10 protein-coding genes and 1 riboswitch are annotated in these 10,498 nt (G+C 69.1%); of the genes, 1 reads left to right on the top strand and 9 read right to left on the bottom strand.

What is annotated here, in order from left to right; all coding sequences use genetic code 11:
- Positions 1–330: 330 nt before the first annotated feature.
- From ACWD6P_RS36435 to ctaE, 6 genes are all read right to left on the bottom strand, one after another.
- Entirely contained in the window at positions 331–1,704 is a 1,374-nt protein-coding gene (locus tag ACWD6P_RS36435; protein WP_451448508.1) for an aminotransferase class V-fold PLP-dependent enzyme, read from the bottom strand.
- 191 nt (positions 1,705–1,895) lie between these two features.
- Positions 1,896–2,013, bottom strand: a riboswitch (SAM riboswitch).
- Between the two features lie 91 nt (positions 2,014–2,104).
- Positions 2,105–3,169 carry an anthranilate phosphoribosyltransferase gene (trpD, locus tag ACWD6P_RS36430; protein WP_451448507.1) on the bottom strand — a complete coding sequence of 355 codons (1,065 nt, stop codon included), beginning with the start codon at positions 3,167–3,169 and terminating at the stop codon, positions 2,105–2,107.
- A gap of 139 nt (positions 3,170–3,308) precedes the next feature.
- Positions 3,309–4,946: a cytochrome bc1 complex cytochrome b subunit gene (gene qcrB / locus ACWD6P_RS36425; protein WP_451448506.1), complete on the bottom strand. Its 1,638-nt coding sequence runs from the start codon at positions 4,944–4,946 to the stop codon at positions 3,309–3,311.
- Positions 4,943–6,007: a cytochrome bc1 complex Rieske iron-sulfur subunit gene (gene qcrA, locus ACWD6P_RS36420; protein ID WP_451448505.1), complete on the bottom strand. Its 1,065-nt coding sequence runs from the start codon at positions 6,005–6,007 to the stop codon at positions 4,943–4,945. The genes qcrB and qcrA overlap by 4 nt, the downstream gene beginning before the upstream one ends.
- Entirely contained in the window at positions 6,004–6,813 is an 810-nt protein-coding gene (gene qcrC / locus ACWD6P_RS36415; protein ID WP_451448504.1) for a cytochrome bc1 complex diheme cytochrome c subunit, read from the bottom strand. The genes qcrA and qcrC overlap by 4 nt, the downstream gene beginning before the upstream one ends.
- Positions 6,814–6,885: 72 nt before the next feature.
- Positions 6,886–7,506 (bottom strand): aa3-type cytochrome oxidase subunit III, encoded by a 621-nt coding sequence (gene ctaE, locus ACWD6P_RS36410; protein ID WP_451448503.1) that lies wholly within the window; start codon positions 7,504–7,506, stop codon positions 6,886–6,888.
- Positions 7,507–7,781: 275 nt separating this feature from the next.
- Here ctaE and ACWD6P_RS36405 point away from each other — a divergent pair, with 275 nt between their 5' ends.
- Positions 7,782–8,183 (top strand): hypothetical protein, encoded by a 402-nt coding sequence (locus ACWD6P_RS36405; protein ID WP_451448502.1) that lies wholly within the window; start codon positions 7,782–7,784, stop codon positions 8,181–8,183.
- Between the two features lie 35 nt (positions 8,184–8,218).
- Here the strand turns inward: ACWD6P_RS36405 and ACWD6P_RS36400 are convergent, their stop codons facing one another.
- From ACWD6P_RS36400 to ACWD6P_RS36390, 3 genes are all read right to left on the bottom strand, one after another.
- A complete protein-coding gene (locus tag ACWD6P_RS36400) occupies positions 8,219–9,493 on the bottom strand; it encodes an Ig-like domain-containing protein (protein ID WP_451448501.1) in 1,275 nt (424 codons plus the stop codon).
- A 155-nt stretch (positions 9,494–9,648) separates the two neighbouring features.
- Positions 9,649–10,047 (bottom strand): cytochrome c oxidase subunit 4, encoded by a 399-nt coding sequence (locus tag ACWD6P_RS36395; protein ID WP_042161924.1) that lies wholly within the window; start codon positions 10,045–10,047, stop codon positions 9,649–9,651.
- The coding region (locus ACWD6P_RS36390) for a cbb3-type cytochrome c oxidase subunit I (RefSeq protein WP_451448500.1) at positions 10,044–10,498 on the bottom strand (455 nt) is incomplete at its 5' end. The genes ACWD6P_RS36395 and ACWD6P_RS36390, both read right to left, overlap by 4 nt.

Raw genomic sequence — 10,498 nt, 5'->3', positions numbered from 1 at the left:
GGCAGTGTTTCCGGACTGCTTCGCTTTACGTCCGGAAACACTGCCCCTCCGGCCCGCCACCTCCCGTGGGTGGGTGGAGGGAGGTGCGTGGGGGCGCGCCCTGCCCTTCATCTGCCGCAACGGTGAGCGGCCACGACGGCGAGGGTCCGGCAGCATTGACGACGACAGACGAAATCCCCACCCACCCACGGGAGGGGGCGGACCGTAGGACGGAGTCTGGAGGGCCGCACCCGCAGCCGAAAACGCCCCGCGCAGCGGCAACAGCCCGCCGCAGGCGCAACGGCGAGAAACCCCCACGGCGGGCCAGCCGAAACGTGGGCAGCGACCCCGTCAGGCAGACGCGGGCACACAACGCCCGTCCTCCGTGCGGTAGTTCCACCGCGCGCCGTCCGTGACCAGTTCCTTCACCGCCCGTACGAAGCGGTCGACGTGCTCGTCGGGGGTGCCGGCGCCGAAGCTGACGCGGATGGCGTTCAGGGAGCGCTCGCCGGGGGCCGCCTCGGGGGCGCCGCACTCCCCCGGCTCCTGCGGCTCGCTGCCCAGCAGGGTGCGGACGAGGGGGTGCGCGCAGAAGAGGCCGTCGCGTACGCCGATGCCGTACTCGGCCGACAGCGCGGCCGCGAAGTGCGAGCTGTTCCAGCCCTCGACGACGAAGGAGAGCACGCCCACCCGAGGGGCGTCGTCGCCGAAGAGGGAGAGCACCCTGACCTCGGGCACCTCGGCCAGGCCTTCCCGTACCCGGGTGATCAGGGCCTGCTCGCGGGCGACCAGGGTGTCGAAGCCGGCCTCGGTCAGCGCCTGGCAGGCGGAGGCGATCGCGTAGGCGCCGATGACGTTCGGCGAGCCGGCCTCGTGCCGGGCCGCGGTGGTGTGCCACTCCACGTCCACCCCGCCGTCCGTGCGGCGGGAGACCTTGCGGCTGGCGCCGCCGCCCGCCAGGTACGGCTCGGCGTCCTGCAGCCAGTCCGCGCGGCCGGCCAGCACTCCGGAGCCGAACGGCGCGTACAGCTTGTGCCCGGAGAAGGCGACCCAGTCGACGTCGAGCTCCGCGATGTCGAGGGGGTGGTGCGGGGCGAGCTGCGCGGCGTCGAGGACGATCCGCGCGCCGTGGGCGTGGGCGGCGGCCGCCAGCTCCTGGACGGGCCAGAGTTCGCCGGTCACGTTCGAGGCACCGGTGACGCAGACCAGCGCCGGGCCGTAGGGCTCGCGCTCCGCCAGGGCCTTCTCCAGGGTGTCCACCGCCTGCTGCGGGGTGCGCGGCGCGTTGAGGTACGTCACCGCGGTGTCCGCGCGCTGCTCCCAGGGCAGCAGCGAGGCGTGGTGCTCGGTCTCGAAGACGAACACCCGGGTGCCTTGCGGGAGTACGGCGGCGAGGAGGTTGAGGGAGTCGGTGGTGGAGCGGGTGAAGACGACCTGGTCCTCGGCGCGGCAGCCGAGGAACTCCGCGATGGTGCGGCGGCTGTTCTCGAAGAGGTCGGTGGAGAGCTGGGAGAGGTATCCGGCACCGCGGTGCACGCTGCCGTAGTACGGGGCGTAGGCGGCCACGTCGTCCCAGACCCGCTGGAGCGCCGGTGCGCTGGCGGCGTAGTCCAGCGCGGCGTAGTCGACCTCGCCGCCGGTCACGAGCGGGACCAGGACGTCACGGCCCAGAACCGGCAGCGGGGCACAAACGGAACGGTCGGCGGCAACGGCGGAAACAGACATGGCGAACTCCCGTAAGAGGTAAGCGAATTCGCTGCGGCGGGCGCGTCGGGGTACGGCGGAACGCGTCACGGCGTACGGCGCGAAGCGGCAGCGTGGAAGAGAAAAAGGGTGCGGAAAAAGGGGCCGTCGGGCCCTATCGCATTCGCTGATTCACGGAAGTTCTCCCTCGGGGACCAGGATCCCTGGCGAGGGATCCGCGCTTGCCGCAGACCTCGCTGCCTACGGCCTGGTCATCACCCGGGGCACCCCGCCACGGAAGGAGGGTTGCCGGACAGCGGGCCGGGGCCTGTGTCGCTGTCACTCGTGACCTGCGCAGCATCATGCCACACGATCAACAACGCGCAAGCCCCGGTCCGCATGACGGACTGGGGCTTGCGTCACACGCTGTGTCACCGGCCGCTCAGGCGTTGCTGGCGGCCACCCAGCGCTCCAGCACCCGCTGGGCGGCGCCGGAGTCGATCGAGGCGGCGGCCTTCTCGATGCCCGCGCGGATCTGCTCGGCCAGCGGGGCGTCGCCCGGCTCCAGAGCCACCAGCGCGGCCGCGGAGTTCAGCAGCACCGCCTCGCGCACCGGGCCGGTCTCGCCGTCCAGCAGCCGGCGGGCCACCTCCGCGTTGTAGGAGGCGTCCGCGCCGCGCAGGGCTTCGACGGGGACCAGGTCGATGCCGACGTCCCGCGGGTCGAAGCGCTCCTCGCGCACCGTGCCGTCCCGTACGACCCACACCCGGGAGGTCGCGGTCGTGGTCAGCTCGTCCAGGCCGTCGTCGCCGCGGAAGACCAGCGCGGAGGAGCCACGCTCGGCGAGCACCCCGGCCAGGATCGGCGCCATCCGGGCGTCGGCGACGCCGGTCGCCTGGGCGCGGACCTGCGCGGGGTTGGTCAGCGGGCCCAGCACGTTGAAGGTCGTACGGATGCCGAGCTGGGCCCGGGCGTTGGCGACGTGCCGCAGCGAGGGGTGGAACTTCACCGCGAAGCAGAAGGTGATGCCCGCTTCCTGGGCGACCTCGGTGACCCGCTGCGGGGTGAGGTCGAGGTTGACGCCGAGCTTCTCCAGGACGTCGGAGGCGCCGCTGGCCGAGGACGCCGCGCGGTTGCCGTGCTTGACGACCTTGGCGCCGGTGCCGGCCACCACGATCGAGGACATCGTGGAGATGTTGACGGTCTTGGCGCCGTCGCCGCCGGTGCCGACGATGTCGACGCTGGGGCCGGGGACCTCGATCAGCCGGGCGTGCGCGTACATGGTGCGGACCAGGCCGGAGATCTCGGCGACGGTCTCGCCCTTGGCGCGCAGGGCCACCGCGAAGCCGGCGATCTGGGCGTCGCTGGCCTCGCCCCGCATGATCTTGTCCATGGCCCAGGCGGTGTCGTCCGCGCTGAGGTCACGGCCGTCGAGGAGGGCGTTCAGGATGCCCGGCCAGGTGTGGGCCGCCACGCTGTCGCCGCCTGCCGGGGTCACAACGTTCATGGTCCACGCTCCTGGTGTGTGTCCTGCTTATGCCGTCACCCTATCGAGCCCCGGATACGCCGGAGGGCCCCGTCCGATCAACGGACGGGGCCCTCTGGGTGGCGTACTGCCTACGGTGCGCTACCAGGCACCGGGGGGATCAGTGGTGGCCGTGGCCGCTGGTGATCTCCCGGTACTCCTCGACCGTGGGCTTGGCGACGACGTTGTCCTCGCCGTAGTAGGACTTCGAGAGCTTGGCGCGCAGCTTCTGCGAACGCTTCACCTTGCGCTTGACGCCGTTCTCGTCGACCTCCGGGCCCAGCTCGAGCGGCTTGGGCTGCTCGTGCTGCGTCAGGACGTGCAGCTGCTCCTGGCTGAGCGGCTCGTGGACCTCGATGAACTCACCGTGCGGCAGGCGCTTGATGATGCCGGACTCGCGTCCGTGCAGCACCTTGTCCCGGTCGCGGCGCTGCAGACCCATGCAGATCCGCTTGGTGGCGATGAAGGACAGCACCGGGAGGACGAAGAATCCGATCCGGACGAACCAGGTCAGCGAGTTGAGCGACAGGTGGAAGTGCGTCGCCCACAGGTCGTTGCCGCCACCGATCAGCATCACGAAGTACGCGACCAGCCAGGCGACACCGAAGCCGGTGCGGGTGGGGACGTTGCGCGGGCGGTCCAGGATGTGGTGCTCGCGCTTGTCGCCGCGTACCCAGGACTCGACGAACGGGTAGACCGCGATGGCGACCAGGACCAGCGGGAAGATCACGATCGGGATCAGCACACCGAAGTTGATGGTGTGGCCCCAGAAGTTCCACTCCCAGCCCGGCATGACGCGGATCAGACCCTCGGCGAAGCCCATGTACCAGTCGGGCTGGGCGCCCGTGGAGACCTGGTCGGGCCGGTACGGTCCGATGGCCCACACCGGGTTGATGCTGGCGACCGCGGAGATCACCGCGATCACACCGAAGACCAGGAAGAAGAAGCCTCCGGCCTTGGCCATGTAGACCGGCAGCAGCGGCATGCCCACGACGTTGTTGTTGGTCTTGCCGGCACCCGGGAACTGGGTGTGCTTGTGGTAGAAGACCAGGATCAGGTGCGCGACCAGCAGGCCCAGCATGATGCCCGGCAGCAGCAGCACGTGGACCGTGAAGAACCTCGGGATGATGTCGTGCCCGGGGAACTCGCCGCCGAAGATGAACATCTGCAGGTACGAACCGACCAGCGGCATCGCCAGGATGACGCCCTCGATGAACCGCACGCCGGTGCCGGAGAGCAGGTCGTCGGGGAGCGAGTAGCCGGTGAAGCCGGTGAACATGCCCAGCACGAACAGCAGGAAGCCGAACAGCCAGTTGACCTCGCGCGGCTTGCGGAAGGCGCCGGTGAAGAACACCCGCATCATGTGGACCATCATCGCGGCCAGGAAGACCAGCGCGGCCCAGTGGTGGATCTGGCGGATGAGCAGACCACCGCGGACGTCGAAGCTGATGTCCAGCGTCGACTCGAAGGCCTGGGTCATCCGGATTCCCTGCATGGGCACGTAGGAACCGTGGTAGGTCACCTCGGCCATGCTCGGGTGGAAGAACAGCGTCAGATAGACACCGGTCAGGATGATGATGATGAAGCTGTAGAGCGCGACCTCACCCAGCATGAAGGACCAGTGGTCCGGGAAGATCTTGCGCATGTTGGACTTGGCGAGGCTGTAGATGCCCAGCCGGCCGTCCGCCCAGTCGGCGATCCGCTCGCCCCGCGGCGCCTGGCCGCGGCGCGTGGTGGTCGCGCTTGTCTCGTTACTCATCCGCGCTCCCAGAAGCTCGGGCCGACGGGCTCCGCGAAGTCGCTGACCGCCTCGAGGAAGCCGTCCTTCACCGTGATGTGCAGCTGCGGCAGGGCGTGCCCGGCGGGGCCGAAGATCACCTTGCCGCCGTCGGCGAGGTCGAAGGTCGACTGGTGGCAGGGGCAGAGCACGTGGTGCGTCTGCTGCTCGTACAGGCTGATCGGGCAGCCCACGTGGGTGCAGATCTTCGAGTACGCCACGATGCCGTCGTGGGACCAGGCCAGTTCCTGCTTGTCCTTGATGTCCTGCGGCTGGATCCGCACGAGCATCAGGGCGTCCTTGGCGATCTTGTTGTTGAAGTCGTGGTCGTCCTCCTCCAGGCCCTCGGGCTTGGCGAAGGTCAGCGACCCGACCGCGATGTCCTCGGGACGCAGCGGGAGGTTCGTGGACTGGTTGACCAGGCGGGTGCCCTTCTTCCAGCCCGTGGTGCGCAGCTTGGTCCCGGGCAGCGGCCCGAGGTCGCGCAGCAGGACGACGCCGGAGAGCGGCACCAGGGCCAGCGCACCGAACATCGTGTTGCGGATCACCTTGCGGCGGCCGAACTGCGACTCCTTGGCACCCTCCGCGAAGTCCGCCAGAACCTTGGCCTTGACCTCGGGGGCGGCCTCGATCGGGTGCCGGTCGTCGGCGACCTCCTCGTCCGACATCAGCGTGCGGGCCCAGTGGACCGCGCCGGCACCGATGCAGAACAGCGCCGCGCCGAGCGTCAGACCGAGCGCGAAGTTCAGCGCGCTGATGTGACCGATCGGCCAGATGTAGACGATCTTGTCGATCGGGATGGCCACGTACGAGGCGATGAAGGCGACCGTGGCGATCATGGACACGACGAAGAGGAGGGCGACGGTGCGCTCGGAGCGCTTGGCGGCCCGCTCGTCGATGTCCTGGGCACGGTGCTCGTGGGCCGGCAGCCCCGGGTCGGCGAACGGGTTGTCCGCCGCCGTCACCGCGCCTTCGTGAGCCGTCTCCCGCTCACTGGGAAGGGTTTCTTCTGGCACGTCTGCGTGTCGTCCAGTCTCGCTCATGACTTCTTGGCCTTTGTAGTCCGGGCTGCGACCCAGATGGCGACCGCGACCAGCGCGCCCAGGCCGAAGATGTAGCCGAAGAGACCCTCGCTGACCGGGCCGAGACCGCCGAGGTCGAGGCCGCCGGGGCTCTCGGATTCATCGCCGTTGACGGCGTCGAGGTACGCGATGATGTCCTTCTTGTTCTGCTTGCTCAGCGAGCCGTCACCGAACGAAGGCATGTTCTGCGGGCCGGTCTCCATGGCCTCGTAGATGTGCTTCGGGTCCACGCCCTCAAGCGTCGGTGCGTACTTGCCGTTGGTGAGGGCGCCGCCCTTACCGGTGAAGTTGTGGCACTGCGCGCAGTTGGTGCGGAAGAGCTCGCCGCCCTTGCCGATGTCGGCACCGTCGGAGCTGTACTGCGACTTCTCCGGGATGGTGGGACCGGCACCCAGCGACGCGACGTACGCCGCCAGCTGCTCGCGCTGGGCGTTGTTGTAGATGGGCTGCTTCCGCGGCACCTGGGCGCCGGGCTGCTGGGCCGGCATGCGGCCGGTGCCGACCTGGAAGTCGACGGCTGCGGCGCCGACGCCGACCAGGCTCGGGCCGTCGGTGGTGCCCTGACCGCCGGTGCCGTGGCAGCTTGCACAGCCCACGTCGTAGAGCTTCTTGCCCTCCTTGATGGCAAGGGACTGGGCGGTGTCATCGGCCTGAGCCTTGTCCGCCGGCGCGAACGCGGCGTACAGCCCCCCGGTGACCGCCAGCGCGAGGAGTAGGACGACGAGCGCCGCCAGCGGATGGCGCCGTCGTGCGGAGAGCTTTTTCACGGATTACCCCGGTGTCAGGATCTTCTGCGTCGATGCTGTGGATATGTCTGTCTGATGCCGAGCCGGCAGGGGCTACTTGATCAGGTAGATCGTGGCGAAGAGGCCGATCCAGACGACATCGACGAAGTGCCAGTAGTAGGACACAACGATGGCCGCGGTGGCCTGCTGGTGGGTGAACCTCTTGGCCGCGTATGTCCTGCCCAGGACCAGCAGGAAGGCGATCAGACCGCCCGTCACGTGCAGTCCGTGGAAGCCGGTGGTCAGGTAGAACACCGATCCGTACGGGCCCGACGAGAGCGACAGGCCCTCGTGCTTGACCAGCTCGGTGTACTCGAAGACCTGACCGCCGATGAAGATCGCACCCATGACGAAGGTGACCACGAACCAGGCCCGCAGCTTCTTGACGTCGCCCCGCTCGGCCGCGAAAACGCCGAGCTGGCAGGTCAGGGAGCTGAGCACCAGGATCGTGGTGTTGGTCGCGGAGAACGGAAGATTCAGCGCATCGGCGGATTCCTTCCAATACTCGGCGCCGGTCACCGATCGAAGGGTGAAGTACATCGCGAAGAGGGCCGCGAAGAACATCAGCTCGGAACTCAGCCAGATGATGGTTCCGACGCTGGTGAGGTTCGGCCGATTGACCGACGGGTGCGCGTGCCCGGTTTCTACTGTCGTTGCTGTCGCCACGACCGACATTATGTCGGTCGCTTATCCCGCCCTCACTCCGGGGGGTGCCGTTCGGTGTGTCAAGGACGTATGCCCTGCTCGTACAGCCCAATTCCGCCGTCGCCCGAAGGGGGGAAGCGCCGCGCGCCCGGCCCATCGGCCCGTCCCCCGGAGCCTGGTCCTGACGGCCCGTCGGGCGGATCCCGGATGTGTTCGACCCCTCCTGCGGGCGGCCGTCACGGGAGTAGCATCCGGCGCAAGAGTGCCACCCGATGCTGTGCCGCTACGAAGAGCGTGGAGGAACGATGCAGGCGACTGCCACGGTGCTGGTCTACAGCGACAACGCCAACACCCGCGAGCAGGTCCGGCTGGCGGCCGGACGGCGCCCCGCCGCCGATGTCCCGCAGATCGAGATCCTGGAGTGCGCCACCGCCCCGGCCGTCCTGGAGGCCCTGGAGCAGGGCGGCATCGACGTCTGTGTGCTGGACGGCGAGACCGCGCCCGCGGGCGGGATGGGCGTCTGCCGGCAGATCAAGGACGAGATCTTCCAGTGCCCGCCGGTGCTGCTGCTGATCGGCCGCCCGCAGGACGCCTGGCTGGCCACCTGGAGCCGGGCGGACGCCGCGGTGCCCCATCCCCTGGACCCGGTGGCCTTCGCCGACGCGCTGGCCGGCCTGCTGCGCCGCAGGCACCTCGTACAGGCCTGAGCGGCCTGCTGACGGTCTCTTAGGAGCGGGCGCGCTCAGAGCTCCGGGCGCAGCCGGGCGTCGCTGCTGGGGTCCTGCTGGCGCTCGGCCGCTCCTGTGGTGGCGGAGGCCTTGCCCTTCAGGGCGCTGCCGGCGCGCCACTCCTTCCAGGGCATGTTCCAGTCGCCGAAGCCGTTGTCGAACGGCGTCATGGTCTCGCCGCCGCTGTTGACGACCTTGACGATGTCGCCGACCCGCACGGTGTTGAAGAACCACTGGGCGTTGCTGGTGGACATGCCCGTACAGCCGTGGCTGACGTTCGCCGCGCCCTGCGATCCGACGGACCAGGGTGCGGCGTGGACGTACTCGCCGCTCCAGGTCACGCGGGTGGCCCAGTAGACCGGCAGATCGTAGGCCTCCGAGCTCCCGGCGGCGATGCCGACGGTCGAGCTGCGCATCCGTACGAAGCTCTCCTTGCCGAGCACGACCTTGACGCCGTTGCGGGTGGAGAACCCGGGCTTGCCGGTGGTGACGGGGATGGTGTTGATCGTCTGGCCGTTGCGCTGCACCGTCATCCGGTGCGCCGCCGCGTCGGTGACGGCCTCCACGCGGTCGCCGGTGGTGAGCCGGACGGGCTTGGACGAGCCTCCGTAGAGCCCCTTGGCGATCTTCAGGCCGGCCAGGTTGCTGTGCACCGAGATGGTGGCGTGGGCGGGCCAGTAGGCCTTCGGGCGGAAGTGCAGTTTCTTGTCGTCCACCCAGTACCAGGAGCCCTCGACGCGCGGCATGGAGTCGACCTTCAGGGCGCTCTCGACGAGGGCGCGGGCCTTGGGGTCCTTGACGGGCTTGCTCAGCTCGGCGGTGACCGGCTGGCCGACGCCGTACTCCCCGCTCTCCGGACCGAAGACCGCGGTCAACTGGCCGTCTGCCTCTGTGGTGTTGACCACGAGCGTCTTGCGGCCCGGTGTGCCGTCCTCCTCCTCGGTGCTGACCCGCACCGTGTAGCGGGTGCCGGCGGCCAGGGGCGCCGTGGTGCGCCAGTGTCTGCCGTCGGCGCTGAGCTCACCGCGGACGAAGCGGCCGCTGGAATCGGTGGCGGTCACGTCCGTGATCCGTGCCTCGTCGTCGTTGACGGAGACCTCAAGCGGCTTGTCCGGATCCGCCTTCCGCTTTCCGTCCGGCGTGTTGGCGGTGATCTGGTCGCCCGCGTCATAGGGATTGGCGGAGAGCGCTTCCGACGCCGAGCCCCCGCACGCGGCAGTGCTCACCGCGAGGGGCACGAGCAGAAGGCCGCAGCTCAGCACCGTCCGGGTTCGAGGTCTGTGGCTCATGACCCAAAAATATGAAGAATCACCTGTCTCAGCGCGCTGGAGGACTGCAAACGGGTCTGTCCCGGGCCCCCAAACGGGGCGGGCCCGGACACCTGTTGAGGTGTCCGGGCCCGCCCTTAGGCGTGTCAGCCGTGCTGTTCTGGCCTGACGCGCGCCTACTGCGTGCGGTTCTCACCGTGGTAGTACTCGAAGACCCAGCCGAAGAGACCGACGAGGATCACCGGCAGGGAGAAGTACAGCAGCCACCAGCCGAAGACGACGCCCAGGAAGGCGAGCGCGCCACCGACGGCCAGGGACAGCGGCTGCCAGCTGTGCGGGCTGAAGAAGCCCAGCTCACCGGCGTCGTCCGAGACCTCGGCGTTCTCGTTGTCCTGCGCACCCGCGTCGACCCGCCGGGCCGTGAAGGCCAGGTAGTAGCCGACCATGATGCACAGGCCGAAGGCGAGGAACAGCGCGGTGGTGCCCGCCGGCTCCTTCGACCAGACGCCATAGACGATCGCCATGGCCAGGACGAAGACGGAGAGCCAGATGAACATCTTGCCCTGGATCTTCACTTGCCCGCCTCCTTGCCGCCGGCGAGGGACTTGCCGTCCTCGGCGCCGTGACCGTTGTGCAGCGCGTCGAGGGCCGCGATCTCCGGGTGGTGCAGGTCGAACGCCGGGGATTCGGAGCGAATACGCGGCAGGGTGAGGAAGTTGTGCCGCGGCGGCGGGCAGGACGTCGCCCACTCCAGCGAACGGCCGTAGCCCCACGGGTCGTCGACGGTGACCTTCTCACCGTACTTGGCGGTCTTCCACACGTTGTAGAAGAACGGCAGGATCGACAGGCCGAGCACGAACGAGCTGATCGTCGAGATCGTGTTCAGGGCGGTGAATCCGTCGGCCGCGAGGTAGTCCGCGTAACGCCGCGGCATGCCCTCGGCGCCCAGCCAGTGCTGGACGAGGAAGGTGCCGTGGAAGCCGATGAACAGCGTCCAGAAGGTGATCTTGCCGAGCCGCTCGTCCA

The organism is Streptomyces sp. NPDC002446 (assembly GCF_053595675.1).
This window is presented reverse-complemented; position numbering and strand designations above follow the sequence as displayed.

What these genes read in the sequence shown, in the direction of transcription:
- qcrB (WP_451448506.1), bottom strand. Translation starts at nt 4,946, where the DNA reads ATGAGTAACGAGACAAGCGCGACCACCACGCGCCGCGGCCAGGCGCCG.
- ACWD6P_RS36400 (WP_451448501.1), bottom strand. Translation starts at nt 9,493, where the DNA reads ATGAGCCACAGACCTCGAACCCGGACGGTGCTGAGCTGCGGCCTTCTG.
- ctaE (WP_451448503.1), bottom strand. Translation starts at nt 7,506, where the DNA reads ATGTCGGTCGTGGCGACAGCAACGACAGTAGAAACCGGGCACGCGCAC.
- qcrA (WP_451448505.1), bottom strand. Translation starts at nt 6,007, where the DNA reads ATGAGCGAGACTGGACGACACGCAGACGTGCCAGAAGAAACCCTTCCC.
- ACWD6P_RS36405 (WP_451448502.1), top strand. Translation starts at nt 7,782, where the DNA reads ATGCAGGCGACTGCCACGGTGCTGGTCTACAGCGACAACGCCAACACC.
- trpD (WP_451448507.1), bottom strand. Translation starts at nt 3,169, where the DNA reads ATGAACGTTGTGACCCCGGCAGGCGGCGACAGCGTGGCGGCCCACACC.
- ACWD6P_RS36435 (WP_451448508.1), bottom strand. Translation starts at nt 1,704, where the DNA reads ATGTCTGTTTCCGCCGTTGCCGCCGACCGTTCCGTTTGTGCCCCGCTG.